Annotated in this window: 24 protein-coding genes and 1 riboswitch; of the genes, 11 read left to right on the plus strand and 13 right to left on the minus strand. The window is 70.9% G+C overall.

Annotation, left to right across the window (positions count from 1 at the left end):
- Positions 1 to 178 precede the first annotated feature (178 nt).
- Positions 179 to 907: a DUF4232 domain-containing protein gene (locus OG917_RS15480; RefSeq protein ID WP_328318188.1), complete on the minus strand. Its 729-nt coding sequence runs from the start codon at positions 905 to 907 to the stop codon at positions 179 to 181.
- 286 nt (positions 908 to 1,193) lie between these two features.
- Entirely contained in the window at positions 1,194 to 2,201 is a 1,008-nt protein-coding gene (locus OG917_RS15485; RefSeq protein WP_328318189.1) for a D-alanyl-D-alanine carboxypeptidase family protein, read from the minus strand.
- 623 nt (positions 2,202 to 2,824) lie between these two features.
- On the opposite strand from OG917_RS15485, the gene OG917_RS15490 reads away from it, so the two are divergent.
- Complete coding sequence (locus OG917_RS15490; RefSeq protein ID WP_443058965.1) at positions 2,825 to 3,703, plus strand: hypothetical protein; 879 nt, start codon at positions 2,825 to 2,827, stop codon at positions 3,701 to 3,703.
- Positions 3,704 to 4,028: 325 nt separating this feature from the next.
- Here the strand turns inward: OG917_RS15490 and groL are convergent, their stop codons facing one another.
- From groL to thrC, 4 genes are all read right to left on the minus strand, one after another.
- On the minus strand, positions 4,029 to 5,654 hold the full coding sequence (groL, locus tag OG917_RS15495) for a chaperonin GroEL (RefSeq protein WP_328318190.1): 1,626 nt from the start codon (positions 5,652 to 5,654) through the stop codon (positions 4,029 to 4,031).
- 400 nt (positions 5,655 to 6,054) lie between these two features.
- Complete coding sequence (locus tag OG917_RS15500; RefSeq protein WP_005315736.1) at positions 6,055 to 6,258, minus strand: cold-shock protein; 204 nt, start codon at positions 6,256 to 6,258, stop codon at positions 6,055 to 6,057.
- Between the two features lie 417 nt (positions 6,259 to 6,675).
- Complete coding sequence (locus OG917_RS15505; RefSeq protein ID WP_266855603.1) at positions 6,676 to 6,951, minus strand: MoaD/ThiS family protein; 276 nt, start codon at positions 6,949 to 6,951, stop codon at positions 6,676 to 6,678.
- Between the two features lie 116 nt (positions 6,952 to 7,067).
- Positions 7,068 to 8,357 (minus strand): threonine synthase, encoded by a 1,290-nt coding sequence (gene thrC / locus OG917_RS15510; protein WP_328318191.1) that lies wholly within the window; start codon positions 8,355 to 8,357, stop codon positions 7,068 to 7,070.
- A 15-nt stretch (positions 8,358 to 8,372) separates the two neighbouring features.
- A riboswitch (SAM riboswitch) is annotated at positions 8,373 to 8,500 on the minus strand.
- A 156-nt stretch (positions 8,501 to 8,656) separates the two neighbouring features.
- Between thrC and OG917_RS15515 the strand changes: the two genes are divergently transcribed.
- The 3 genes from OG917_RS15515 to OG917_RS15525 all read left to right on the plus strand — a co-directional run bounded on the left by OG917_RS15515 (position 8,657) and on the right by OG917_RS15525 (position 12,869).
- A complete protein-coding gene (locus tag OG917_RS15515; protein ID WP_328318192.1) occupies positions 8,657 to 9,601 on the plus strand; it encodes a glucosyl-3-phosphoglycerate synthase in 945 nt (314 codons plus the stop codon).
- Between the two features lie 332 nt (positions 9,602 to 9,933).
- Positions 9,934 to 11,391 carry an APC family permease gene (locus OG917_RS15520; protein WP_328318193.1) on the plus strand — a complete coding sequence of 486 codons (1,458 nt, stop codon included), beginning with the start codon at positions 9,934 to 9,936 and terminating at the stop codon, positions 11,389 to 11,391.
- A 62-nt stretch (positions 11,392 to 11,453) separates the two neighbouring features.
- Positions 11,454 to 12,869 carry an alpha,alpha-trehalose-phosphate synthase (UDP-forming) gene (locus OG917_RS15525; RefSeq protein ID WP_328318194.1) on the plus strand — a complete coding sequence of 472 codons (1,416 nt, stop codon included), beginning with the start codon at positions 11,454 to 11,456 and terminating at the stop codon, positions 12,867 to 12,869.
- A gap of 37 nt (positions 12,870 to 12,906) precedes the next feature.
- Here the strand turns inward: OG917_RS15525 and otsB are convergent, their stop codons facing one another.
- From otsB to OG917_RS15540, 3 genes are all read right to left on the minus strand, one after another.
- On the minus strand, positions 12,907 to 13,758 hold the full coding sequence (otsB, locus tag OG917_RS15530) for a trehalose-phosphatase (protein ID WP_328318195.1): 852 nt from the start codon (positions 13,756 to 13,758) through the stop codon (positions 12,907 to 12,909).
- Between the two features lie 110 nt (positions 13,759 to 13,868).
- Positions 13,869 to 14,117, minus strand: coding sequence for a DUF3263 domain-containing protein (locus tag OG917_RS15535; RefSeq protein ID WP_328318196.1), 249 nt, complete (start codon positions 14,115 to 14,117; stop codon positions 13,869 to 13,871).
- A 79-nt stretch (positions 14,118 to 14,196) separates the two neighbouring features.
- Positions 14,197 to 15,414, minus strand: a complete 1,218-nt coding sequence (locus OG917_RS15540) for an ABC transporter substrate-binding protein (RefSeq protein ID WP_328318197.1) — start codon at positions 15,412 to 15,414, stop codon at positions 14,197 to 14,199.
- A 315-nt stretch (positions 15,415 to 15,729) separates the two neighbouring features.
- On the opposite strand from OG917_RS15540, the gene OG917_RS15545 reads away from it, so the two are divergent.
- The 3 genes from OG917_RS15545 to OG917_RS15555 all read left to right on the plus strand — a co-directional run bounded on the left by OG917_RS15545 (position 15,730) and on the right by OG917_RS15555 (position 18,863).
- A complete protein-coding gene (locus OG917_RS15545; RefSeq protein ID WP_328318198.1) occupies positions 15,730 to 16,704 on the plus strand; it encodes an ROK family protein in 975 nt (324 codons plus the stop codon).
- A complete protein-coding gene (gene nagA, locus OG917_RS15550; RefSeq protein WP_328318199.1) occupies positions 16,704 to 17,858 on the plus strand; it encodes an N-acetylglucosamine-6-phosphate deacetylase in 1,155 nt (384 codons plus the stop codon). Before OG917_RS15545 ends, nagA begins: the two co-directional genes overlap by 1 nt.
- 78 nt (positions 17,859 to 17,936) lie before the next feature.
- The gene (locus tag OG917_RS15555; RefSeq protein ID WP_328321915.1) at positions 17,937 to 18,863 is read left to right on the plus strand and encodes a 1-phosphofructokinase family hexose kinase; all 927 of its coding nucleotides are present in this window, start codon (positions 17,937 to 17,939) and stop codon (positions 18,861 to 18,863) included.
- A gap of 47 nt (positions 18,864 to 18,910) precedes the next feature.
- On the opposite strand, the gene OG917_RS15560 is transcribed toward OG917_RS15555, so the two are convergent.
- Positions 18,911 to 19,891 carry a CBM35 domain-containing protein gene (locus tag OG917_RS15560; RefSeq protein WP_328318200.1) on the minus strand — a complete coding sequence of 327 codons (981 nt, stop codon included), beginning with the start codon at positions 19,889 to 19,891 and terminating at the stop codon, positions 18,911 to 18,913.
- A gap of 110 nt (positions 19,892 to 20,001) precedes the next feature.
- Positions 20,002 to 21,681, minus strand: coding sequence for a diguanylate cyclase CdgB (cdgB, locus tag OG917_RS15565; protein ID WP_328318201.1), 1,680 nt, complete (start codon positions 21,679 to 21,681; stop codon positions 20,002 to 20,004).
- Between the two features lie 370 nt (positions 21,682 to 22,051).
- Here cdgB and OG917_RS15570 point away from each other — a divergent pair, with 370 nt between their 5' ends.
- Positions 22,052 to 22,552: a flavin reductase family protein gene (locus tag OG917_RS15570; protein ID WP_328318202.1), complete on the plus strand. Its 501-nt coding sequence runs from the start codon at positions 22,052 to 22,054 to the stop codon at positions 22,550 to 22,552.
- A gap of 56 nt (positions 22,553 to 22,608) precedes the next feature.
- Here the strand turns inward: OG917_RS15570 and arfB are convergent, their stop codons facing one another.
- Positions 22,609 to 23,037 (minus strand): alternative ribosome rescue aminoacyl-tRNA hydrolase ArfB, encoded by a 429-nt coding sequence (arfB, locus tag OG917_RS15575; protein ID WP_328318203.1) that lies wholly within the window; start codon positions 23,035 to 23,037, stop codon positions 22,609 to 22,611.
- Between the two features lie 199 nt (positions 23,038 to 23,236).
- On the opposite strand from arfB, the gene OG917_RS15580 reads away from it, so the two are divergent.
- The gene (locus tag OG917_RS15580; RefSeq protein WP_328318204.1) at positions 23,237 to 23,812 is read left to right on the plus strand and encodes a TerD family protein; all 576 of its coding nucleotides are present in this window, start codon (positions 23,237 to 23,239) and stop codon (positions 23,810 to 23,812) included.
- A 175-nt stretch (positions 23,813 to 23,987) separates the two neighbouring features.
- Entirely contained in the window at positions 23,988 to 24,518 is a 531-nt protein-coding gene (locus OG917_RS15585; protein WP_328318205.1) for a hypothetical protein, read from the plus strand.
- Between the two features lie 10 nt (positions 24,519 to 24,528).
- On the opposite strand, the gene OG917_RS15590 is transcribed toward OG917_RS15585, so the two are convergent.
- Complete coding sequence (locus OG917_RS15590) at positions 24,529 to 25,920, minus strand: M1 family metallopeptidase (protein WP_328318206.1); 1,392 nt, start codon at positions 25,918 to 25,920, stop codon at positions 24,529 to 24,531.
- A 158-nt stretch (positions 25,921 to 26,078) separates the two neighbouring features.
- Here OG917_RS15590 and OG917_RS15595 point away from each other — a divergent pair, with 158 nt between their 5' ends.
- Complete coding sequence (locus OG917_RS15595) at positions 26,079 to 26,576, plus strand: hypothetical protein (protein WP_328318207.1); 498 nt, start codon at positions 26,079 to 26,081, stop codon at positions 26,574 to 26,576.
- The last annotated feature ends 132 nt before the right edge of the window (positions 26,577 to 26,708 follow it).

A 26,708-nucleotide genomic window follows, 5' to 3' on the forward strand; every position in this document is an offset into this window, starting at 1 on the left:
AGATGTCCGGTTCGGCCCGGGGGCGAGCACAGCCTCGGCGAACGCGGGTGCGGGCACGGGCCGTTGGGGGGCTGCGCCCTGCGCGCCGGAGGCTCTGCCGCGTGCGGTGCGGCAGAGCCTCGGCCGGGGGTCCGCGTGGGGGTGCGTGCGGGGGTGCGTGCGGGGGTGCGTGCGGGGCTCAGATGCCGACGGGGTTGACGAAGGTGCCGGCGTCGGTGGCGCCGGACTGGTCCAGGATGGCTCCGCCGTAGGGCCACTCCAGGGTGATGCTGGTGGTCTCGTCGGGCGGGGTGATCTGGATCCTGGCGGGAATGAAGGGCTTCGTGTCCCGGGCGTCGGCGGGGATGGCCAGGAGGCTGATGCTGATCGACGCGGTGTCGTCGCCGGGGTGCAGGGTCATGGTGCTCGGGGTGTCCGACGAGCGGCGCAGGTCCCAGGCGGTGCCGGACTTGCTGATCAGGCGGACGCCCGGGAAGCCGTGGAGCGTGCAGGTGCGGGTGCCGGCGTTCTCCAGCGTGAGGGACGCGGTCTGCTGGTCGGTGTCGTCCTTCATGTCGGGGGCGCCCTTGCTCCAGGTGAAGTTCAGGTCACCGGTGTGGCAGCGGTTGCCGGTGGCGGCGGAGCCGTTCACTGCGTCGGTGCGCGAGTCCTTCTGGGCCATGGCCTTCACCTTGTGCTGGGCGGAACCCTCGGCCGTCCCGCCCGAGCCGCCGGTGTTCTGGCTCTGGTCCTCCGAGCCGTCCTGCGTGGTGGAGGAGGAGTCCTGGCTGTTGCTCCCGGACTGGGCGCTGGTCTTGGAGGCAGACGATCCGGAGGTCGAGTCGCACGCGGCGGCACCGGCTCCGACAGCGACGACGGCCAGTACGGCGGCGGCGCAACGGGCGGCCCGGTTCACCTTGGCGTTCATGGTTTCCCCTATTCCAGCGCCGGCCGTGGGGCCCGGCGCCCTCCGTGTCGAGTGCGTCCTACAGAAAGTGAGATGCACCCCCAGCGGGGCGGAGTTCACGGATCTTTGTCCTGAACCTGTAACGGCCAACCACCCATCGGCGCAGCTCAGCGCGGGGATCCTCCGTCACGGGAACACAGAAGGCCCCTGCTCGTCCGCCGTGGGGGTGGGGACGGGCCAGGGGCCTGCGGGCGCCGCACGCGGCGCACCCTGTGCCGGCTCAGCGCCGGGGGTACTGACGGATCGCTCAGTGGGCGAAGCCCCAGTCGAGCACCTTGGCGGCGTCGTCGAAGCGCGCCTTGTCGGTGGTGTCCCCGAGGACCACACCGACCAGGGTGCGGTTGTCCCGCTTGGCGGCGAAGACGACGCAGTAACCGTCCTCCGGGCCGCTGCCGGTCTTGACGCCCAGGGCACCGTCATAGCTGCCCAGCAGCTCATTGGTGGTGTTCCAGGTGTAGTACCGGGTGTGGCCGTTGGCCGCCGGGGCCTCGGTCTTGTACTGCGTCTTGTTCACGACGTCGGCGAAGACCGGCTGCAGCATCGCGCGCTGGCCGAGCTTGGCCAGGTCGCGGGCGGTGCTGTGGTTGTTGCCGTGCGAGATGCCGTCGAAGGTGTCGAAGTGCGTCCCGGTCAGTCCCAGTTGCTGCGCCTCGGCGTTCATCTGGTCCACGAAGTCGGCGATCCGCGCCTCCTGGGTGTCCCCGGTGCCGAAGCTGTCGGCCAGGGCCATGGCGGCGTCGTCGCCGGACGGGATCAGCATGGCGTTCAGCATCTGCCTGACCGTCAGCTTGTCGCCGGTCTGCAGGTCTGCGGTGGAGCCGCCGGCCTGCTGGACGTAGTCCCGGTACTCCTGCTTCACCGTGATCTGGCGCTCCAGCCACTCCGGGTGCTTGAGCACCACCAGAGCGCTCATGATCTTGGTGGTGCTGGCCATCGGAACACTCTCGTCGGCCTTCGCCCCGGCCCACATCTCTCTCTCCTGGCTGCCGTCACGGGCATCCAGCAGGAAGGCGTGGTCAGCGGTGATCTGGGGCCCGGCCTGGTCCTTCGCGTCCTGCGCACTCCGGTTCTGCCCAGCAGGAGCAGCGGCCCCGGCGCCCTGCTGACCGTTGTCGTCGGCAGAGTGCGTGGCACCGGGGGTGGCCGCCTCGGCGAGACCTCCGGCGGTGATCGGCAGCGCGGCTCCGACCAGTGCGACCATCGCGATCCGGACTCCGGTGCGGTGAATCCGGTTGGGGCGTGCGTGCGAACCCATGGGCGTCCCTTCTTCCGGCGCGCGGGGGACGCCGGTGTGTCGTGAAAACTAGGTTTATACCGAACCTACTTCTGTGCTGACAGCCACTGTCAAGCGCGCAATGTCATAGCCGCGTAACGGCGTTCACCCCTGTGCAGGTGTTGTGCAGGTGGCTGGTGGGACCCGTGGGGCTGCTCGCCCATGGTGCCCGTACGACTCCCCTGGGGCACCGGGCCGACCGGCGGCCGTCCGCCCCGCACCGGCCACAGGCCCGCCCGGTCCCGGGCCGGTCCGCACACCCGGGCCCACCCGTTTCCGGGTCGCGTTCACACCACCCGGACCCACCGATTTCCAGCCATCCGAATCCGGGTCCGGCCCACACGGCCCGGGGCTCAAGCCCCGCGCTCCGAGCGCTCTTTGCAGTGAGGGGGTGGAGGGCCTGACAGCCCACCCAGCCACCCACCCCGCGCGGCCCGTTGACCTTTCGTGACCGACTTGCCACGGGCAGTTGCCACGCTCTAGCGTGCTCGCAGACGCGCTCCGTGCGCGGCACGACAGAAAACATCCACAGAACGTGAACGGCCCCGGCAGGTGCGCCAACACCAACTCCGGGGCCTGACCAACGAGATCGAAACGAGCGATCCATGGCTGACAGCCACCTTAATGCTGCCTACCGCCCGCTGCACGTGCCCCCTCACCCGATGGCCGGTCCTGGGTACGGGAAGCGCTCCGCGAGCGGCCAACGCCCGCACACGGCAACGGATTTCGCACACCTGCCGCTCCGCGAAGCGGCCATCGCCGCGTACATCGACCGGCTGCCGGACGGCTCCGACATCTCGGTGAAGACGCTGGCCAAGGTCCTCCCCTACGGGCAGTGCGCCCTGCGGACCGCGCTCAACGCCCTCCAGCGCGCCGGGCATCTGCGCCGGGGCAGCGAGCACCTGATCGGGGCGGACAGCGCCCGGTGGGTGACGCGTACGTGGTTCTCCCGTACCGCCCGCGAGGACAGCTGGTGGGCGGCGTTCACCACCGGAGGTGTACCGGAGGACGCACCACCGGCACGACGGCCGTCCCGGTCGCGGGCCTTCATCCTGCTCGCAGCCCTCGGCCGCACCGCACCCTCGCTGAGCCTGTCGGCGGCGGACTGTGCCGCGCTGGAGCCGCTGGCCGCCGTCTGGTTCGACCGTGGCGCCACCGAGCCCGAGATGCTGTACGCCCTGACCGCCGGCCTGCCCACCCCCGTACACCGCGCGTCCTCGCTCGTGCGCAGGCGCCTCACCGACAAGCTCCCACCCGAGCGCGCACCCCAGGTGCCGCCCGCCCCGCGCCCGGCACTGCGTGTCCTGGAGTGCGGCAAGTGCGGGGCGCCGGGGCGGCCGGAGGCGCTGCCCGGTGGCGCATGCGCGGAGTGCCGGGGAGTTGCCGCGCCCCGTCCGGCCGCGCTGCCCCCTGCCCACGTCCGGGCCCGCGCCGCCGAAGCACGCGCTGCGGCGGCCCGGCCCCCGGAGAGGACCCGCGCATGACCGTTCAGCTCGTCCCCGCCCGGAAGAGGCCACGACGGCGGGGAGGAGGCGCCGCCATCCATGACCCCCGGTACCGCTGACCACGCCCGGGTGTCCGGCGAGGACTTCGAGGAGCTCGCCCGCCATGCACCCGGGACGGTGGCGTTGGCATGGGTCAGCGGAAAGCCTGAGGCCGAGCCCGTGCCGGGCCATCTCCTCGTCGACCGGACGGCGAAGGAGGCAACCGGGGAACGCCCGAGGGCGGTACCCCTTGCGAGAAGGGGTACCGCCCTCGGTCCGTACTGCGTGCCGTACTACTGCTGGAGCAGCCGATCCTCGCTGAGGATCAGAAGTCCATGTCACCGCCAGGCATGCCGCCCGGAGCGCCGCCGGCAGCGGCCTTCTCCGGCTTGTCGGCGATGACGGCCTCGGTGGTGAGGAACAGCGCGGCGATCGACGCGGCGTTCTGCAGCGCGGAGCGCGTGACCTTCGCCGGGTCGATGATGCCCTCGGCGATCATGTCCACGTACTCGCCGGTCGCGGCGTTCAGGCCGTGACCGATGGGCAGGTTGCGGACCTTCTCGACGATGACTCCGCCTTCGAGACCACCGTTGACGGCGATCTGCTTCAGCGGGGCCTCAAGCGCGAGCTTCACGGCGTTGGCACCGGTCGCCTCGTCACCTTCGAGCTCAAGCTTCTCGAACACCGCGGAAGCCTGGAGCAGGGCCACGCCACCACCGGCGACGATGCCCTCCTCGACGGCCGCCTTCGCGTTGCGAACGGCGTCCTCGATGCGGTGCTTGCGCTCCTTGAGCTCGACCTCGGTCGCGGCACCGGCCTTGATGACGGCCACGCCGCCGGCCAGCTTCGCGAGGCGCTCCTGGAGCTTCTCGCGGTCGTAGTCCGAGTCGGAGTTCTCGATCTCGGCACGGATCTGGTTGACGCGACCCTGGACCTGGTCGCTGTCACCGGCACCGTCGACGATCGTGGTCTCGTCCTTGGTGATGACGACCTTGCGGGCGCGGCCGAGCAGGTCGAGACCGGCGCTCTCCAGCTTGAGGCCGACCTCCTCGGAGATGACCGTGCCACCGGTGAGGATGGCGATGTCGCCGAGCATGGCCTTGCGGCGGTCGCCGAAGCCCGGGGCCTTGACGGCGACGGACTTGAAGGTGCCGCGGATCTTGTTGACGACCAGCGTCGACAGCGCCTCGCCCTCGACGTCCTCCGCGATGATCAGCAGCGCCTTGCCGGACTGCATGACCTTCTCCAGCAGCGGAAGGAGGTCCTTCACGTTGCCGATCTTGGAGTTGACGATGAGGATGTACGGGTCGTCGAGCGACGACTCCATGCGCTCCATGTCGGTGGCGAAGTACGCCGAGATGTAGCCCTTGTCGAAGCGCATGCCCTCGGTGAGCTCAAGCTCAAGACCGAAGGTCTGCGACTCCTCGACGGTGATGACGCCTTCCTTGCCGACCTTGTCCATCGCCTCGGCGATGAGCTCGCCGATCTGGGTGTCAGCGGCGGAGATGGAGGCGGTCGAAGCGATCTGCTCCTTGGTCTCCACGTCCTTGGCCTGCTCGAGGAGAGCGGCGGAGACGGCCTCGACGGCCTTCTCGATGCCACGCTTCAGCGCCATCGGGTTGGCACCCGCGGCGACGTTACGGAGGCCCTCACGAACCAGCGCCTGCGCGAGGACGGTCGCGGTGGTCGTACCGTCACCGGCGACGTCGTCCGTCTTCTTCGCGACCTCCTTGACGAGCTCGGCGCCGATCTTCTCGTACGGGTCCTCGAGCTCGATCTCCTTGGCGATGGAGACACCATCGTTGGTGATCGTGGGGGCGCCCCACTTCTTCTCAAGGACGACGTTGCGGCCCTTGGGGCCGAGGGTGACCTTGACGGCGTCGGCGAGCTGGTTCATCCCGCGCTCGAGACCGCGCCGTGCCTCCTCGTCGAACGCGATGATCTTGGCCATGTGAAGTGGTCCTCCCAGGACTGGGGGTCCCCCCGGACGAAGTCTGGGGGTGGGTGGAAAGCGTCAGACCTGGCAGCGCCCGCGACGGACGGCCTGCTTGCCCGGTGGTTCCTTTCCCCACCCGGCCCGCGGGCCTCGCCAACCCGGTCTTTCTGTCACTCTCACTGGGAGAGTGCTAACGCCAATGATTAGCACTCGACCCCCTTGAGTGCAAGCGCCTTCGGAGAAGGCGCCAGGGGGCGGCGGCCGGGCCGCGGGTGGGTACAAGCCCCTCCGGAGAAGGGCCGTACCGGCGGCGGTGCGGGCACGACAGGCGCCGGAACGCACGAGGGGCCCGTACCCCACTGCGGGGTACGGGCCTCTCGGCGTGAGTGCGTCGGCGGCCGAAACGCGCCCTGTATCAGACGGCGAGTTTGACCATGTCCGCCTGTGGACCCTTCTGGCCCTGCGAGATCTCGAACTCGACTCGCTGACCTTCTTCAAGGGTGCGGTAACCGTCCATCTGGATCGCGCTGTAGTGGACGAAAACATCCGCACCACCGTCGACCGCGATGAAGCCGTACCCCTTCTCCGCGTTGAACCACTTGACGGTGCCCTGAGCCATGCCTAACTCCCCTATTACTGGCCCTTGCACAGAGCCCGCACTTCGCGGGATCCGGGTCAGACCTTGCGCCGGAACGCGTCGACCGCGGCTGAATGTATCTGCCCAACTGCCCTCTGCAACAGGTCAATCGGACGAGAAATCTGAGCGTCATCGAAGACACGATTGGGCGGTTTTCCAGGGATCCTTGGGCAAGTCGGGCCGGGCAAAGGGCACTTACGCCGCAAAGGGGCCGGACACATTGCCCACACATTGTCGCGGCCTCATATGCTCGGGGCACAGGCGATCAAGGGGGCTGCCCCAACTCTACCGTGTTCAATCATGTTGAATTGCCCCCTCCGCTTCGTGCGCGGAGGGGGCAAGGGGTACAGCAGGTGGCTCGGATGCCGGGCGCGGGCGCAGCGGCCCCGCCGGGCTCGCTCAGCCGCCGGCGACGGCCGGGATGATGGAGACACCGGCGCCGTCGGGCGTGGCGGTCTCCAGGCCCTGCTCGAAGCGCACGTCGTCGTCGTTCACGTACACGTTCACGAAGCGGCGCAGCTTGCCCTGGTCGTCCAGGACGCGGGCGGCGATGCCCGTGTGGTTCTTCTCCAGATCGGCGATGACCTCGGAGAGGGTGCCGCCGTCGGCGGCGACCTCGGCCTGGCCGCCGGTGTAGGTGCGGAGGATGGTGGGGATGCGGACCTTGACGCTCATGCGGATTGCCTTCCAGGAGTCCGGGGCGGGACGGGGGCGGACGGTTACGGGGATGACGGGTGCCCGGCCCGCCCGGCGGACGGGCCGGGCGGGCCGTACAGCGGGACGGGGCTCCGTCAGGCGCCCGCGGCCAGTCCGGCCTCGCGGAACGCGTCCAGGGTCGGACGGATCGTCGCGGTCGGGCCGGACGTCGGGGCGACCGCGTCCAGGGTCTTGAGGCCGTCGCCCGTGTTCAGCACGACGGTGGTGAGGGAGGGGTCGAGCAGACCGGCCTCGATGAGCTTCTTCGTCACGCCGACGGTCACGCCGCCCGCGGTCTCCGCGAAGATGCCCTCGGTGCGGGCCAGCAGCTTGATCGCGTCGACGATCTGCGCGTCGTTGACGTCCTCGACCGCGCCGCCGGTACGCCGGGCGATGTCCAGCACGTACGGGCCGTCCGCCGGGTTGCCGATGGCCAGCGACTTGGCGATCGTGTCCGGCTTCTGCGGCCGTACGACGTCGTGCCCGGCCTTGAACGCGGTGGACACCGGCGAGCAGCCCTCGGCCTGCGCACCGAAGATCTTGTACGGCTTGTCCTCGACCAGGCCGAGCCTGATCAGCTCCTGGAGCCCCTTGTCGATCTTCGTGAGCTGGGAGCCCGAGGCGATCGGGATGACGATCTGGTCGGGCAGCTGCCAGCCGAGCTGCTCGCAGATCTCGTACGCCAGGGTCTTGGAACCCTCGCCGTAGTACGGGCGGAGGTTGACGTTGACGAAGCCCCAGCCCTCCCCGATCGGGTCGCCGATGAGCTCGGAGCAGAAGCGGTTGACGTCGTCGTAGTTGCCTTCGATGCCGACCAGCTCGCCGCCGTAGACCGCGGCCATCACGACCTTGCCCTGTTCCAGGTCGTGCGGGATGAAGACGCAGGAGCGGAAGCCGGCGCGGGCGGCGGCGGCGCCGACGGCACCGGCCAGGTTGCCCGTGGAGGAGCAGGAGAGCGTGGTGAAGCCGAAGGCACGGGCCGCCTCGACGGCGATGGCGACGACACGGTCCTTGAAGGAGTGCGTCGGATTGCCGGAGTCGTCCTTGACGTGCAGGCCGCCGGTGATGCCCAGCTCACGGGCGAGGTTGTCGGCCTTGACGAGCTTGGTGAAGCCCGGGTTCAGATTGGGGTGGTCGGCCACGTCGGCGGGGACGGGCAGCAGCGGGGCGTAGCGCCAGATGTTGTCCGGGCCGGCCTCGATGCGCTTCTTGAGCTCGTCGGGGGAGCCGCTCGGCAGGTCGTATGCCACTTCGAGCGGCCCGAAACAGGACGCGCAGGCAAAGAGCGGACCGAGCGGGAAACGCTCTCCGCACTCGCGGCACGAGAGGGCGGCGGCGGGGCCGAGATCGACGGTCTCGGTGGTGGTGGCGGTCTGCACAGCCATGGTGGCGAGGTCCTCTCCTCATCTTCCTCGCGGCGTACTTCGCCGCAAGACGGAATTGGCACCTTCCCCACCATGACCTCGCGGTCGGCGGGAGGGTTGCCGGGACTTCTACGGGCCGTTCCCTCAGTCCCTCTGGATGAGCGCTTATGACGCGGGCCTCCGGGCCCGGCGTTTTTGTCCGCGCGTCCGACCCCCGGCATGCAGTGGTCATTTGCGTTGTTCAAGACTGTAACCGAAGGCTGGGACGGTTGAGATAGTCGTCCGAACCGCGAGATGGCTCACAGTCAAGGAGACGCGCCGTGCTGGAAGAGGTGGACCGCTGGCTGACCAGGCGTTCCTGGTCGGCAGCCGATCGTCCGCTGGACCGGCTGACCGCCGCCAAACGCGGCGCCAAGGTGAGTGTCGTCCTGCCCGCGCTCAATGAGGAGGCGACGGTCGGGGCGATCGTCGCGACCATCCGCCGGGAGCTGATGGACACCCTGCCGGTGCCGCTCGTCGACGAGCTGGTGGTCATCGACTCCGGCTCCACCGACCGTACCGCCGAGGCCGCAGCGGCGGCCGGGGCGCGGGTGGTGCACCGGGACGACATCCTGCCGCGGATCCCGGCCGTGCCGGGCAAGGGCGAGGTGCTGTGGCGCTCGCTGCTGGTGACCGGCGGCGACATCGTCTGCTTCGTGGACGCGGACCTGCGGGAGTTCTCGGCGGACTTCGTCTCGGGGATCGTCGGGCCGCTGCTGACCGAGCCCGATGTGCAGTTCGTGAAGGCCATGTACGACCGGCCGCTCGGTGAGGCGGCGGGCCAGGGCGGGCGGGTGACCGAGCTGGTGGCCCGGCCGCTGCTCAATCTGCACTGGCCGCAGCTGGCCGGGTTCGTCCAGCCCCTGGGCGGCGAGTACGCGGTGCGGCGCTCCCTGCTCGAACAGCTGCCCTTCCCGGTCGGTTACGGAGTGGAGCTGGGCCTGCTGGTCGACGCGCTCCACACGGTGGGCCTCGACGCGCTGGCCCAGGTCGATGTCGGATCGCGCAAACACCGCCACCAGGACGGGCTCGCGCTGGGGCGGATGGCGGCGGCGATCTACCGCACCGCGCAGCTGCGGCTGTCGCGGGGGCAGCTGGTGCGGCCGTCGCTCACGCAGTTCGAGCGGGGGGCGGAGGGGTTCGTACCGCGGACGTACACGGTGGACACCGAGGAACGGCCCCCGATGCGGTCCGTCGGGGAGTACGCGGAGCACCGGGCGGCCTGACCCCTCGGCATTCCCTGTCCCACCGGTGTCCATGGAAAGGTTTTGGCCATGCTGGACACGAGAATCCGAACCAGCCATCGGGCCGCGAAATCCGTGTGAACTCCGCGATCGAAGCGTAGAAGAGCACTTCCATGTCCGAAAGGGTCAACGGATTTCGTTGCGCTGACGCTTTAACGAACCCTTGACGGGACACCCCGTCGGGAGTTGTATTCGGTCACCGGAGCGGCGCGGACGTCCTACGGGTACGCCCCGCATGTGCGGCACTCTTCAGCAGAAGGTGCCTTCCCCCTCATGCCGCCAGCCTCATGCCGTCAGCACCGATGGGACAACGGATGACCCATACGCCCGACACGACCGTTGCCCCACCCCCGGGCAAACCGGATGCCGACACCCTCGCCGCGAGGGCAGGCGAGGCTCCCACCCTGACCCGGTCCATCGGTGTGGTGGGAGGAACGCTCCTCACACTGTCCTGTCTGACCCCGGCGTCCTCACTGTTCGTGATCGTGCCGGACTCGTTCGCCACCCTGGGCACCGGGACGGCCCTCACCATCGCCATCGCGGGGCTGCTCTGCATCGGCGTCGCGTTCACCTACTCCGAGCTGGGCACACTCATACCGAGCTCCGGTGGCGAGTACGCCATGGTCGGCACCCTCATGGGCCGGCTCGCCGGGTGGCTGGTCTTCGTCCTCTCGCTGATCGTCGTCATGATCGTGCCGCCCATCATCGCGCTGGGCACCGCCGACTACCTGGCGCCGATCGTCCATCTGAACCCGCAGTACACGGCGGCCGGCGTGATGCTGCTGGCCACCGCGATGGGCCTGCTCGACCTGCGCGCCAACGCCTGGATCACCGGGATCTTCCTGGTCCTGGAAGTCGTGGCCTGCGCGGTCGTCGCCTTCCTCGGCTTCACCCACACCAGCCGGTCCGCCTCGGTGCTCGTGCACCCGGTGATGGACGCGGGGCACGGCCACAGTTCGGCCGTCACCGCCGGTCTCATCGTGACCGGACTCGCCACCGCCCTCTTCATCCTCCAGGGCTTCTCCACCGCCGTGTACCTGGCGGAGGAGATGGACGACCCGCGCCGCAACGTCTCCCGCACCGTGCTGTGGACGCTCGCCATCGGCGCGGCCGTCGTACTGGTCCCGGTCATCGCGATCACTCTCGGCGCCCCGGACCTCAAGACCCTCGCCACCGGTGATGTCGCGGGCATGGTGCAGACCTGGAGCAACTCCGCCGTCGGCACGTTCGTCAGTCTCTGCATCGCCCTGGCGATCATCAACGCGGCCATCGTGATGGTGATCCAGAACTCCCGCGTCGTCTACTCGTCGGCGCGCGACGCGGCCTGGCCGAACGCGGCCAACCGCGCTCTCTCCCACATCGGCCGGCGCTACGCCTCCCCCTGGGCGGCGACGCTCGCCGTCGGTGTCCCCGGTGCGGTCCTGTGCTTCGTCAATCTGGACACGCTGAGCGACGTCACCGGTGTCGCCGTGGCCGCGATGTACGTCTTCGTCGCGCTGGGCGCCCTGGTCTCGCGGCGCGGGGAGCACAAGCACCGGCTGGCCTGGCGCATGCCGCTGTGGCCCGCGATTCCCGCCCTGCTGATCGTCGTGCTGGCCTGGGTGCTCTACCAGCAGAGCGCCAAGAGCCTGATCATCACCGGGGTCATCGTCGCCGCAGCCGCCCTGTACTGGGCGCTGTACCTCAGGCCCCGGCAGGCCACGCACTGGGTGATCTCCGTGCCCGAGGACGAGCGCGCCCCGGGCGAGGACAAGGCCGCCGCGCCGCACTGACCGGCGCGGTTCTCCACGCATCCGCACGTTTGAGCGTTTGCGGCACGGGCTAAGTTCGCGTCATGGCCTCTCCGCATGCCGCCCGCGTCCTCGTCGCCTCCAACCGGGGCCCCGTCTCGTACACCCTCCGCGACGACGGTGAGCTCACGTCGAAGCGCGGCGGGGGCGGGCTCGTCTCGGGGCTCTCCGCCGTCGAGGGGGACGCCCACTCGCTCTGGGTCTGTGCCGCCCTCGGCGACGGCGACCGGGCCGCCGTGCGGCGCGGGGTCTCGGCGGACGGGGTGCGGATGCTCGACATCGACCCCGGCGTGCACGCCGACGCGTACAACGGCATCGCCAACTCCGTGCTGTGGTTCGTCCATCACATGCTGTACCAGACCCCGCTCGAACCGGTCTTCGACGCGGAGTTCCGGCGGAAGTGGGACGCGTTCCGCACGTACAACGAGGCGTTCGCACAGGCGCTGGCCGCCGAGGCCGCCGAGGGCGCAGCCGTGCTGGTGCAGGACTACCACCTGGCCCTGGTGCCAGGGATGCTCCGCGAGCTCCGCCCCGACCTGCGGATCGCGCACTTCTCGCACACCCCGTGGGCGCCCGTCGAGTACTTCCGGCTGCTCCCCGACGACATCGGCGAGGAGCTGCTGCGCGGCATCCTCGGCGCCGACCGGGCCGGGTTCCTGACCCAGCGCTGGGCGGACGCCTTCGTCGCCTGCTGCACGGCGGTCGTCGGCGGCACCGGGCAGACCGCGATCGCGGTGCACGGCCTCGGCGCCGACGCGGACTTCCTGCGGAAGCGGTCCCACGAGCCCGACGTGGACGAGCGGATGGCGGAGCTGCGCGAGCGGATCGGTGGCGGGAGCGGTGAAGGGGGCGGCGAACGCCGCAGGACGATCGTCCGGGTGGACAGGACCGAGCTGTCCAAGAACATCGTGCGCGGACTGCTCGCCTACCGGGAGCTGCTGGACACCCGCCCCGAGTGGCGCGGCCGGGTGGTGCACATGGCCTTCGCGTACCCCTCGCGGCAGGACCTCGCGGTCTACCGCGACTACATGGACGAGGTCCGGCGGGTCGCGGACGAGATCAACTCCCGCTACGCCACCGCGGAGTGGACCCCGGTGGTGCTCTATCTGAAGGACGACTTCGCCCGCTCGCTCGGCGCCTACCGGCTCGCGGACGTCGCCCTGGTCAACCCGATCCGCGACGGTATGAACCTGGTCGCCAAGGAGGTCCCGGTGGTGACCGACCACGGGTGCGCGCTGGTCCTCTCGCGGGAGGCCGGGGCGTACGAGGAGCTCGGGCGCGACGCGATCACCGTGAACCCGTACGACGTGAGCGCCACCGCCGCCGCACTGCACGAGGCGCTCACCATGCCGCAGGACGAACGCGCCCGGCGCACCGAACGGCTGGCCGCGGCGGCGACCGCCCTGCCGCCGCAGAAGTGGTTCCTGGACCAGCTCGACGCGCTCGGCCCGGCCGGGTGACCGCAGGGCCCCGTCCCGGCTCACGCCGGGACGGGGCCTACGGGGTGACGGCGCGGGCGAGGTCCGACAGGAGGCCGGCCACCGCGCCCGGCCCCGGCACCACCAGGTCGGCGCGGGCGGCCAGGGCGGGGACCTCTTCTCCGCCGCTGCACACCAGCAGACCGGGTACGCCGTGGCCGCGGAGCGTCTCGACGGCGTCGTAGGCGGGCAGATCGCCCAGGTCGTCCCCGGCGTACAGGACGGGCCCCGCGCCGGTCTCGCGTACGTACGCGGTCAGCGCCGCGCCTTTGTCGACGCCCGGCGGACGCAGTTCGAGGACCATCCGGCCGGGCTCGACGATCAGGCCGTGCCGGGCGGCGAGCGCGGCCAGCGGGGCGCGCAGGGCCTCGAAGGTCGCTTCGGGATCGGCGGCGCGGCGGGTGTGGACCGCCACGGCCCTGCCGCCCTTCTCCTCGATCCAGGCGCCCTGGCCCGCGCCTTCCGCCTCCAGCAGCCCGGGAAGCCCGGCGCGGACGGCCGCGACGCCGGGGTGCGGGGCGGGGGCGTCGACCGTGCCGGTGGCGGCGTCCCAGCGCTCCGCCCCGTAGTGGCCGAGCACGACCAGACGCTCAAGGCCGGGGACCCCTTCGAACCCCCCGTACCGCACGGCCACTTCGGCCGGACGGCCGGTCACGACGGCGACGGATGCGACTCGCGGCGCCAGCGCGACGAGGGCGGGGACGGCGTCCGGGTGGGCGCGGGCCTGCTCCGGGTCGGGGACGATGTCGGCGAGCGTGCCGTCGAAGTCCAGTGCCACGACGGCCTTCCCTGGCCCGGCCAGGAAAGCGGCGAGCCCTTCGCGGCCGGCGGCGGTGACGGGGGTCGGCAGGGTGTTCGGTGAGCGGCCCATGGGACGACCCTAGCGGGGAGCCGGGCTCCGGCGCCTTCCCTTCGGAGCAGGGCGGGGCCACCGGAGGCCGCGGCCTGCCGTTGCGGGGCCGCGGGCGGGCTGCGATCGGGTCAGCGGCGCTCGCGGCGGGCCGCCCGGACCCGGCGCAGGCGGTTCACCGTCACCGGGTCGTGGGCCAGCGCCCCCTCGTCGTCCAGCAGGGCGTTGAGGAGCTGGTAGTAGCGGACCGGTGAGATGCCGAGCTGCTCCCTGATGGCCCGCTCCTTGGCACCGGCGCCCGGCCAGGAACTGCGTTCCAGCGCGAGTACGGCGCGGTCGCGCTCGGGGAGCGCGGGGCCGTGCGCGTCGTCGCCAGTCATACGGGCCAACGTACTGGGGAGCCGGCCGGGAGGGCCACCCGGTACGGGCCGCCCGGCCCCGGGAGCACCGGGCGGCCCGCTACTCCGCGTTCTGCGCGGCAGCGGCCTCGCTCTGGATCTGGTTGAGGACGCTCGCCGGGTTGCCGCCCGGCTGCACGGCCTTGCCGATCCCCTTCTTCATGTCGTCGCTCACCAGCGACCAGGACGTCTTGCCGACCGGCGGCAGCTGCGAGTTGGGCAGCTCGTCCAGGAAGGTCTTGAGGAACTTGTGCCGCGGGTCGTCCGCCAGCGTGCCGGAGGCCGAGGTGGTGGTGGGCAGCAGGTTGTACTGGCGGGTGAGGGCCAGCACGTTCTTGTCGCTGAAGACGTCGTCGAGGAACGCGCCGATCTGGGTGCGGTGGCCGTTCTGCTTGAAGCCCATGATCCAGTCGGCCACGCCCATGGTCGACTTCGTCGGACCGCTGATGCCGGGCATCGGGACCATGCCGACCTTGATGCCCTTCGCCTCCGCCTGCTGCACCAGCTGCGGATGGCCGTTGAGCATGCCGACCTGGCCCTGGGTGAAGGCCTCGTACGCCTGCCTGCGGTCGAAGTCGGCGGGGGGCGTGGGCCCGGTCAGGTGGGCGCCGACCAGGTCGTTCTTCAGCCAGTCGAAGGTCTTGACGTTCTGCGCCGAGTCGATCGTGTAGGTACCCACGCCGTCGGTGAGGCCGCCGTCGCCGCTCAGCAGCCACTGGGTCGCCTCGACCTGCGCCTCCTCGGTGCCCAGCGGGAGGGCGTACGGGTACTTCACGCCCCTGCCCTTCAGTACCTGCGCGTCGGACTTGAGCTCGTCCCAGGTCTTCGGCGCCTTGAGTCCGGCGGAGGAGAACATCTTCTCGTTGTAGAAGAGCAGCCGGGTGGAGGCGACGAACGGCATTCCGTACTGCACCCGGTCCTGCTCGCCCGCGTCCGAGAGCGAGGTCAGGAAGTTGGACTGGACGCCGATGGAGAGCAGGTCGTCCGCGCTGTACAGCTTTCCCTGGTCCGCGTAGTCGGCGTACGAGCCCAGCTGGGCGATGTCGGGGGCGTGGCCCGACTTGACCAGCTGCGCGACCTTCGCGTCGATGGTCTTCCAGGAGTAGACGGAGACGTCGACCTTGATGTGCGGGTTCTTCGCCTCGAAGGCGGCTGCCAGCTTGTCCCAGTACTGCTGGTTGCTGGGTCCGTCGTTCGGGTCGTAGTTCGCGGCGACGACCTTCAGGGTGACGTCACCCGATCCGCTGTCCGATCCGCAGCCGGAGAGCACCGTCGTCATTCCGAGCGCGGCAACCGCCGCAGTAAGCCCCAAGAAGCGCCGCCGCACAGCCCTTTTCCCACCCTCTGTTTCACTATGTTCCAGCCGGTCCCCCGTGCCGTACCGTCGCACGTGGTTGCGATTTTCCCCCACGGTCATCAGGGGGTCCACAGCTATCCGGTCTCGCTTCGGCAACACGCGCCCCAAGAGACTCGGGCCGAACCAGCCGTCTCACGCCGTTTCTTGCCCGCGTCTTTGCCCGGACTTTGTATGGATGCGCAACAATCCAGGAGAGTGGACTAGACCTTTATCGGCTATCCGAGCCACACTGTCCGGGTGACTGCATTCTCCCGGGGAACCACCCCCGGTCTCCCGGCCGAAAACCATGTCATCGCCCTCGACGTGGGCGGCACCGGCATGAAAGCCGCCCTGGTCGGGGCGGACGGCACGCTGCTCCACGAGGCACGCAGGGCCACCAACCGGGAGCGCGGCGCCGAGGCCGTCGTCGCATCGATACTCGACTTCGCCGCAGAGCTGCGCGCCTACGGCGAGGAGCACTTCGGCCGGACCGCGTCGGCCGCAGGCGTGGCCGTCCCCGGCATCATCGACGCCGCGAACGGCATCGCCGTCTACGCCTCCAACCTCGGCTGGCGCGACGTCCCCATGCGGAACCTGCTCAGCACCCGGCTGCACGGCATCCCGGTCGCGCTCGGCCATGACGTCCGCACCGGCGGGCTCGCCGAGGGCCGGATCGGTGCGGGCAAGGGCGCCGACCGCTTCCTCTTCATGCCGCTCGGCACCGGCATCGCGGGCGCCATCGGCATCGACGGGTCCATCGAGGCGGGCGCCCATGGGTACGCGGGCGAGATCGGCCATATCGTCGTACGGCCCGGCGGCGTCGACTGCGGCTGCGGACAGCGCGGCTGCCTGGAGCGGTACGCGTCCGCCTCCGCCGTCTCGCTGGCCTGGGCCGCGGCGTCCGGCGACCCGGAGGCCGACGCGGCCGACTGCGCCAAGGCCGTCGAGTCCGGGGACCCGCGGGCGGTCGCCGTCTGGCAGTCCGCGGTGGACGCACTCGCCGACGGCCTGGTCACCGCGCTCACCCTGCTCGACCCCCGCACGCTGATCATCGGTGGCGGGCTCGCCGAGGCCGGGGAAACCTTGTTCGTGCCACTCAAGGCGGCAGTGGAGGAACGCGTGACGTTCCAGAAACTGCCCCACATCGTCCCGGCGGCCCTCGGGGACACCGCTGGATGCCTGGGCGCAGGGCTGCTCGCCTGGGATCTTCTCTCCACGGAGGTATCCGCCTGATGGCCGGAAGCGAAGCAAGCACAGTCCTCGCCGGAGCCCGCGTGGTGCTGCCGACCGGGACCGTCGAGGGCGGCCGGGTCATCGTGGAGGGCTCGCGCATCGCCGGGAGCGCTCCCGAGAGCGCGGCCGTGTTCGATCTCGCGGGCTACTGGGTGGTCCCCGGATTCGTCGACATGCACGTGCACGGCGGCGGCGGGGCGTCCTTCACGTCAGGAACCCCCGAAGAGGTCCTCAAGGGCATCGCCACCCACCGACAGCACGGCACGACGACGATGGTCGCCTCGACCGTCACCGGCGAGATGGACTTCCTCGCCGAACGGGCCGCGCTCCTCTCCGAGCTGGTCGAGCAGGCCGACCTGGCCGGCATCCACTTCGAGGGCCCGTTCATCTCCCCGTGCCGCAAGGGCGCGCACAGCGAGGCGCTGCTGCGCGACCCGGACCCGGCCGACGTCCGCAAGCTGATGGACGCGGCGCGCGGCACCGCCAGGATGTTCACGCTGGCCACCGAGATGAAGGGCGGCATCGACTCCGTACGCCTGCTCGCCGAGAACGGCGTCATCGCGGCCATCGGCCACACCGACGCCACGTACGAGCAGACCGTCGAGGCGATCGACGCGGGCGCGAGCGTCGCCACCCACCTCTTCAACGCGATGCCGCCGTTCGGCCACCGCGACCCCGGCCCCATCGCCGCCCTCCTGGAGGACGAGCGGGTCACCGTCGAGCTGATCAACGACGGCACACATCTGCACCCGGCCGCGCTGGAGCTGGCGTACCGCGCGGCGGGCTCCGCACGCGTCGCCCTCATCACCGACGCGATGGACGCCGCCGGTTTCGGCGACGGCGTCTATCTGCTCGGCCCGCTGGAGGTCCAGGTCAAGGAGGGCGTCGCCCGGCTGGTCGAGGGCGGCTCGATCGCGGGCTCCACCCTCACCCTGGACACCGCCTTCCGCCGCTCGGTCACCGTGGACGGGCTGCCGGTGGACGACGTCGTACGGTCCATCTCGGCCAACCCGGCGCGGCTCCTCGGCCTGTACGACAGGATCGGCTCGCTGGAGCCCGGCAAGGACGCCGACCTGGTCGTCCTGGACGCGGACTTCGCTCTGGCCGGTGTGATGCGCAAGGGCGCTTGGGTGATCGAACCAAAGCAGAACTGATCAGAATCTTGCAGAAATGACAGGAAGTGGCAGGTCAAGGGCTGTGCCTGCCGCTCTCTGTTTGGCATGATCAATCAAGTGCTGCTGACCGTCACCCTGAACACCGCCCTGGACATCACCTACCACGTCCCCGCGCTGATCCCGCACGCCAGTCACCGAGTCGAATCGGTCACCGAACGCGCGGGCGGCAAGGGCCTGAACGTGGCCCGGGTGCTCTCGGCGCTCGGCCACGAGACGGTCGTCACCGGCTTCGCCGGCGGCCCCACCGGCGAGATGCTGCGGAGTCTGCTGGCCGGGCTGCCGCCCGCCGACGCGCTCGTCCCCGTCGCCGGGGACACCCGGCGCACCATCGCCGTCGTCGACGCGACCTCGGGCGACACGACGCAGCTGAACGAGCCGGGCCCGACCGTGTCGGCCGACGAGTGGGAGGCCTTCCTCCGCTCGTACGGGAAGCTGCTGGCCGGCGCCGAAGCGGTGGCCCTCTGCGGCAGTCTGCCGCCGGGCGTCCCGGTCGGCGCGTACGCCCAGCTGGTCAAGCAGGCCCGCGGCGCCGGCGTCCCGGTCCTCCTCGACACCAGCGGCGAACCGCTGCGGCGCGGCATCGCGGCCCGGCCCGACCTGGTCAAGCCGAACGCCGACGAGCTGGCTCAGCTGACCGGCTCCCGCGAACCGCTGCGCGCCACCCGCGACGCCCGCCGCCGCGGCGCCCACACCGTGGTCGCCTCACTCGGCGCGGAAGGCATGCTGGCCGCGTCCCCCGAGGGCACCTGGCAGGCCCTGCCCCCGGCCCGCTTCGAGGGCAACCCGACGGGCGCGGGCGACTCGGCAGTGGCCGGACTGCTCTCGGGCCTGGTGGAGGACCTTCCGTGGCCGGAGCGGCTGGCCAGGGCGGTGGCGCTGTCGGCGGCCACGGTGCTGGCGCCCGCGGCGGGCGAATTCGACCGGAACGCGTACGAGGACCTGCTTCCGCAGGTCCTCGTCACCGAGCACACACCGTCGGTGTAACGGCCGGGGCCCGCCCGGCCCGGATCAGGCCGGGCGGGCCGGAGTCCTTACGGCGTCTTGATCTGCAGCCAGTCCAGAATCGCGTTGCACTGGTTGCCGGTCTCGCAGGACAGCTTGATGGTGTTCTGCCCCTGCTTGAGAGTCACCGGCGCCCAGGTGGTCTGCCAGTTCTTCGCCCAGTCGGGGTTGTTGCTGCTGATGAAGTTCTTCAAGCCCAGCGGTGAGTTGTTCGCCTTGTCATTCACCGTCAGGGTGGCGTTGGCGTCCTTGGCCGGGATGGCGTAGCGCACGTACAGCTTGTAGTCGCCGGCCTTCTCCACGTTGGCCTGCCAGGTCACCGACGAGCCCACGGCGTTGAAGCCGTTGATGTACGAGCCGCCGGGCCCCTGGGCGCCGTCGACCGACTTGTCGGTGATCGCGCCGCCGCCGAGCTGCAGCGTGGCAGCGTCCTGCTTGGGCAGCACGGGCTGGGACGACGCCGACGCGCTCTGGTTCGGCTGAGCCGACTGCGAGGAGGTCTGCCCGCCGCCCGCGTTGTCCGAGCCGGCGTTGTTGTCCTTCGTGTCGCCGCCGCTGGTGGCCAGCGCCACACCGATGCCGATGACGACGACCGCGACCACCGCGACCGCGCCGATCAGCAGCCCCTTGTGGTTCGGGCCGCCCCGGCCGCCGCCCTGCTGACGCGGGGGCTGCTGGACGGGAGGACCACCGGGGTACGTCTCCGGCGCCGCGTACTGCGCCGTCGGCTGGCCGTACGCCTGCTGCTGGCCGTACTGCTGGGGCGGCTGACCGTACGCCTGCTGAGGTGCTTGCGTCGCCTGCTGCCCGTACTGGCGCTCGCCGACTGTCCGCACATGGTTGTACGACGTCCGGGGCACCCCGGGCTGCCCGCCGGACGTCGGACCCGGGTAGCCGTATCCGCCGCCACCGGGCGGGGGAACTGCCCCTGCTGCCCGGCCGTCCTCGTACAGATAGCCGAACGGATCGTCGTCCTCGGGCGTGCTCGCGCCGTTGTTGCCGGCCGTCATCCCTTGCACTCCTCACACATCGCTGACCCGGGCGAGCCTACCCCGTACGGATGAACAGTCCGGCCAGTACGCCGGGCCCTGTCCCGGCACGGCCGCCCCTCGGGTACCGCCTACCCCGCCCGCCGGTGCAGCTTCGACCTGGAGCGTTTCTCCACGTACATCCGCTGGTCGGCGGAGCGCAGCACCTCTTCGACAGACATGCCGCAGCTCGCCCAGCCGATCCCGAAACTGGCCCCCACCCGGACCGCCCTGCCGTCCACCCGAATGGGCGGAATGATCGAATTGCGCAGCCGTACGGCGAGGTCCGCGGCGTCCGCCGAGCCGAGGCCGTCCGCCAGGACGACGAATTCGTCACCACCGAGCCGGGCGACCGTGTCGCCGTCGCGCACGGCGGCGGTGAGCCTGCGCGCCACCTCGATGAGAACCGCGTCACCCGTGTGGTGGCCGAAGCGGTCGTTGATCGACTTGAAGCCGTCGAGGTCGCAGAAGAGCACCGCGAGCCCCTTCGTGCCGTCGTCGGCCTCCGCCCCCGGCCCGGCAGGCTCGCCGGTCTCGGACGAAGGGGCGACCGTGTGGACGTGCTCGTAGGGCCCACCGCCGGACCCGCCGAAGGCGAACGGACTGGTCCCGTACCGCTCGGCCGGCGCCGGTCCCTGCTCGTACGCGGCATCGAGCGCCTCGATGGCGGTCTCGCGCACCGCGTCGGGCCACTCGCAGAGCCGGGAGCTGAGGCGGGCACGCAGTTCGGCGCTGTTGGGCAGACCGGTCAGCGAGTCGTGCGAGGCGCGGTGCGCGAGCTGGAGCTCGTGGCGCTTGCGCTCCTCGACGTCCTCGACGTGGGTGAGCAGGAAGCGGGGGCCGTCGGTAGTGTCGGCCACCACGGAGTTACGGAGCGAGACCCAGACGTACGAGGTGTCCCGGCGCCGCAGCCGGAGCTCGGCGCGGCCGCCCTCGGCGGAGGTCCTGAGCAGGGTGCCGACGTCCTCGGGGTGGACGAGGTCGGCGAAGGAGTAGCGGCGCATCGCGGACGCGGGCCGTCCGAGCAGCCGGCACAGCGCGTCATTGGTGCGCAGCAGCCTGCCGTGCTGGTCGCCGCCCATCTCCGCGATGGCCATGCCGCTCGGCGCGTACTCGAAGGCCTGCCGGAAGGACTCCTCGCTGGCGCGCAGCGCCTGCTGCTCGCGCTCCAGGCGGACCAGGGCGCGCTGCATGTTGGCGCGCAGCCGGGCGTTGGTGATCGCTATGGCGGCCTGGAACGCGTACATCTGCAGCGCTTCCTGCCCCCAGGCCCCGGGGTGCCTGCCATTGCGCGGGCGGTCGACGGATATGACGCCGATCAGCTCGCCGCCGGACGCGTCGGTGGCGTACATCGGGGCGAAGAGCCGGTCGGAGGGGTGCCACTCGTCCTCGAAGCGCGGCTCGGGTCCGTCGTTGTGCACCTGCGGCACGTCGTCGTTGTCGAGGACCCAGCCCTCGGTGTACGGGATGAACCGGAGGTCTCCCCAGGCCACGCCCATGGAGAGCCTGCGCTCCCAGGACGTGCGGGAGCCGACCCGGCCGGACATCAGGGCGGAGGCGGATTCGTCCCCCGAGAGGGCGGCGACCATGAGGTCACCGTCCGGCCGCACCAGATTGACGCAGGCCAGCTCATAGCCGAGGCCGGCCACTATGCCGTCGGCCACCGTCTGCAGGGTGTCCGCCAGGCTGCGGGCCTGGTTGAGCTGGGCGACCGCTTGGTGCAACTGCCGCAGGGTCGCAAGACGGACGTACGGCTCCGACTCGCTCTCCATGGTTCGCTCTCCCCGAGACCTCGACAGCAACTCCAGGTTTCTGATCGGCGCACTTGGTGCAGTGTCTCCGCCACTGAATCACAGCGAGCTGTGCGGCAGGTACGCAGGGTCAACAATTTATGCCGGTCGTGACTCAAGTCACAACTGGGTGCGAAGGGTTGAATGAGCAGTAACGCGACTGTTCCGCCCTTCTCCACGCCGCGGATCCGCTGCTCCTCGGCAGCTCGGGACCGGGCCCCGCGGGCGCGGGTCCTAGGACCCGCCTGGTCCTGTGGCCCGATGTGGGGCGCGGCGGGCCGGGGTTAGCGTTCTTGATGTGTTCCAGACGATCCCCACCCCGCGCTCCGAGCCCATCCCCCATCCTGAGGGGGTGAGCAACGACGACTTCCGCGCCGCCATGTCCCGGCTGACCGCAGGCGTGGTGCTGGTGACGGCCCATGACGCGGACGGCGGCCCGCGCGGCGCCGACGTGGGCATGACGGCGACGTCGTTCATGTCGGTGTCACTGGATCCGCCACTGGCGCTGGTGAGCGTACGGAACGGCTCCCGGATGGACGACCTGCTGGCGGAGCAGCCGCGCTGGGCCGCCTCCCTCCTCGCGGAGAGCCAGCGGCAGATCGCGGGCCGCTTCGCGATGAAGGGCCGCATCAGTGACGACCTGCTCTTCGCCGACCTCACCTTCACCCGCGGCGAGGTGTCGGGGGCCCCGCTGATCGGGGGCGCGCTGGCGACGCTGGAGTGTGCGACGGAGCAGCGGGTGGAGGCGGGGGACCACACCCTGGTGATCGGCCGCGTCCTCACGGTGGACCTGCCGGGCACGGAGGGCGGCCCGCTGACGTACTTCCGGGGCCGGTACCGGCACCTGGGCTGAGTCCGGGGCTCGCAGCTCGCACGGGGGCCATGGAGGCCGCCCCAGGCCGGGTCCGCTCAGTCCCAGCCGCGTCCGGTACGGCCCCGCTTGGTGTCGCTGCGCTGTTTCTTGTTCCGCAGCCGCCGCTCGTTGATGCCGCGTGGGATCTTCGTGGCCCGCCGGGGCTTCGGCGGCGGCGCCGTGGCCTCCGCCAGCAGCGACGCGAGCCGCACGGCGGCCATCTCCCGGTTCCGCCACTGCGACCGGTGCTCCGACGCCCGTACGGTGATCACCCCGCCGACGAGCCGCGCGGCCAGGCGCTCCAGGGCGCGCTCCTTCCAGACCGGTGGCAGCGCCTCCGTGTTCGCGAGGTCGAACCGGAGCTCCACCTGCGTGTCACTGGTGTTGACGTGCTGGCCACCGGGTCCTGACGAGCGCGAGAAGCGCCACATGAGTTCGGCCTCCGGGAGGGAGACCGCACCACGGACGACGTAGGGACCGGACATGCCTCCATGGTCGCTGGTCCTGACCGGTGCGTCACCCGCTTTTCCCGGCCGGGCCTGCCCGGTACGCCGCGTACCGGGCAAAGAAAGCAAAGAGAGTAAAGAGAGCTGGAACCTCACGGTCCCCTGCCGACGTTATGGCGGGTAACGGTAGCGTCGTGACCACACGAAGCCCGCGTACAGAACGGAAAGGGACATCCCCATGGCTGTAAGCCTGTCCAAGGGCGGCAACGTCTCCCTCACCAAGGAGGCCCCGGGCCTGACCGCCGTCACGGTCGGCCTCGGCTGGGACGTCCGTACGACCACCGGCACCGACTTCGACCTCGACGCGTCGGCAATCGCGGTGAACGGCGAGGGCAAGGTCTTCTCCGACGGCCACTTCGTCTTCTTCAACAACAAGGCCACGCCGGACCAGACCATCGTGCACACCGGTGACAACGTCACGGGCCAGGGCGAGGGCGACGACGAGCAGATCAAGGTCAACCTGGCCGGTCTGCCCGCCGACATCGTGAAGATCGTCTTCCCGGTCTCGATCTACGACGCGGAGAACCGCTCGCAGAACTTCGGCCAGGTGCGGAACGCCTTCATCCGCATCATCAACCAGGCCGGCGAGGCGGAGATCGCCCGCTACGACCTGAGCGAGGACGCCGCCACCGAGACCGCCATGGTCTTCGGCGAGCTCTACCGCAACGGCGCGGAGTGGAAGTTCCGCGCGGTCGGCCAGGGGTACGCCTCGGGTCTGGCCGGTATCGCCCAGGACTTCGGCGTCACGGTCTGACGTCCGCGTGACACCCCGGGCGGAGCCCCTGGCACTCCTGCCAGGGGCTCCGCCTGCCGGCGGAGCGCTCCGCCCCGCCCATGTCACCGTTCCTGGGACGCCGCACATTCCCGGGTCGCCGCACAAGGGCGCCCCGCCCCTCCCGCGCCCGCGCCCGCCGTGCTCCAATGAGCCGATGAGTGACGGCAGCGCGTCCCTGGGGCCCCTGGAGCGGGTCAACGACCGCTGGGGCGTGGGCGATTGCCGACGGCCGGACGGCGCATGGCTGGAGTTCCGCGCCGACGGGCTGTACCAGCACCCGGGGCACGCGAAGAAGACCGAGGAGCGCCTCACGCCCTGGTCCCGGATCATGCTGATCGACTTCACGCTGGGCGCCAAGTACCCCCCGATGGGTTCGTACGGCGCGCTGACCCTGCTCGGCGGGCTGCCGGGCCTCTGGAAGGGGCGTGGGCGCGGCTATCTGCACCTGACGCTGCGCCACCCGTACGAGAACTGGCCGGCCACCTTCGACCGCCACCCGCACTGGTACAACCCCACGCACCTGTCGCTGTTCCAGGAACTGATGAGGCAGACCGCAGCCGAGGGCCGGGCGCACCGGTTCGCCGATACGGAGTGGCTGAGCCGCGCGGTCGGGTCGCTGGCGGGATACCGCCCCCGGTCGGCCCGCGGAATGCGCGAGAAAGTGGCGGAGACCCGCCTGCTCTGAGCGGCGGGAGCTACGGCCTCGCCGGTTTGTCCTTGCCGTAGAGCCAGCTCTTCCAGATCGCGCCCAGGTCCTTGCCGGTCTTCTTCTCCGCGTACCGCGTGAACTCCGCCGTCGTCACGTTGGCGTAGCGGTGGTCCCTGGCCCAGCCCCGCACCAGCGAGAAGAACGCGTCGTCGCCGACTCTCCGGCGGATCATCTGCAGCACCATCGCGCCCCGCCCGTACACCGGAGAGGCCGAGATCTGCTTCGGGCCCGGCGGGTCGGCCGGGGGGAAGTCCCAGTTGCCCTCGGAGTCGTAGGCGTCGTCGAAGTGGTCCTGGACGCTCTCGCCGCCGTGGTCCGCGTCCCACAGCCAGGCCGCGTACGTCGCGAAGCCCTCGTTCAGCCACATGTCCCGCCACGACGTGGGGGTGACCGAGTCGCCGAACCACTGGTGGGACAGCTCGTGGACCAGTGTCGGGAGGCTGGCCTGGTCGCCGGGGAGCACCGGTCTGGTCTGGGTCTCCAGCGAGTAGCCCGCGGCCCCGGCGGGGGCGATGACCGCACCCGTCGAGTCGAAGGGGTACGGGCCGAACTGCTTGGTCTCCCAGGCGATGATCTCGGGGAGCCTGGCCACCGCGGAAGCGCTGCTCTTCTCCTCCGAGGGGGCGACCGCCGTGAAGACCGGCAGCCCGGACGGCGAGGTGAAGGAGTGCGTCCTGTACCGGCCGATCGCCAGCATCGCGAGATAGCTCGCCATCGGCTCGGCGGTGTGCCAGTGGAAGGTGGTGCGGCCCCCGCTGGTCCGCCGGGAGGTCAGCCGGCCGTTGGAGACGGCCTGGAGGCCGGCCGGGACGGTGATGGCGATGTCGTACGTCGCCTTGTCGGAGGGGTGGTTGTTCCCCGGGAACCACGCCATCGAGCCGGTGGGCTCCCCGAGAGCGAGCGCGTCATCGCCGTCCGGCAGCCAGCCCTCATCGGAGGCGTCCGGGTCGGTGATCGTCTTCGGCTTTCCCGCGTAACGGACGACGGTACGGAAGGTGTCGCCGCGTGCGACGTCGTGGTGCGGGCGGATGGTCAGTTCGGTGCCGGCGCGGTTGGCCGGGGCGTAGCGGCCGTCGACGGTCGCGCCCCGGACGGTCATCCCCGCGAAGTCCAGGGTGAACGCGGAGAGGTCCTGGGTGGCGCGGGCGGTGATGTCGGCGGTGCCGGTGAGGCGGCCCGAACCCGGGTCGTAGGCGAGGGTCAGGCTGTAGTGGCGGACGTCGTAGCCGCCGTTGCCCAGCCGGGGGAAGTACGGGTCGGGATCGTGCAGCCGGTTCCCGCCGGGCTTTCCCTGCACGCCCGCGCCGCACGCCGCGAGCAGAAGCAGGGCGGCCCCCACCGCTGCGGGTGCGGCTCTACGGCGTCGGCGCTGGTCCACGTCTCGATCCTATGAGCGAGCGGCGCGGACGGCACACCGCGGTGCTCCGAGTGCTCCGAGGGGCCTCGCGCCCGCCCGATGCGGCCCCGCACACGGCCGGGGCCGGGCGGGGCACACCGGGCGGCGCCCCGCGCTCCGGCCCGTGACACCATCGGCCTGTGCTCGACATCGGCTACTCCCTCTCCCGCCGCTTCCCGGATCCCCCGCAGACCGACTACCGCCGCGCGGACGTCCACGCGCTGCGGCACGACCTCTTCTGCGGCGACGTGTACCTCGCCGACACGAAGGCGGACCGCGAGGTGTCCACAGCCTGGGGATGGGTTCCGGTGCTCGACTTCGCGTGGGCGCTCTGCGACATCGTCGAGCAGATCGACCGGGACCCGCGGGGCAACCGCGCGTCGCGCCCGCAACACGCCGAGCTGGACTTCACCGAGTCGACGGACCGGATGCTCTTCGAGCGGCGGTTCGGCTGGGTGGATGTCGCCGCCGACTGGATGCCGGTGGAGGAGGACCCGCTGACATTCGGCCACAAGGTGCTGCGGCGGGAGGCCCGGGACTTCCTGCACGACCTGATCGCGGATCTGGGGGACATGCACGAGGGGCTCGCTGACAATCCGGTGGTCTGGGACCTCCAGGGGCGGTTCCCCCGGGTGTAGCCGGGGGTCCGGTGGTCCGGTACCTGCGGGAGCGGCTCGCCGGGCGGGCGCGGCATCCGGCGGTCCGGGACCCGCGGGGGCGGCCCCGGGGTGCGGCCGGGAATCCGCTCTCGCCTGCCAAGGGCTGTCCCG

Origin of the sequence: Streptomyces sp. NBC_00388 (genome assembly GCF_036061255.1) — a bacterium.
Taxonomy (GTDB): domain Bacteria; phylum Actinomycetota; class Actinomycetes; order Streptomycetales; family Streptomycetaceae; genus Streptomyces.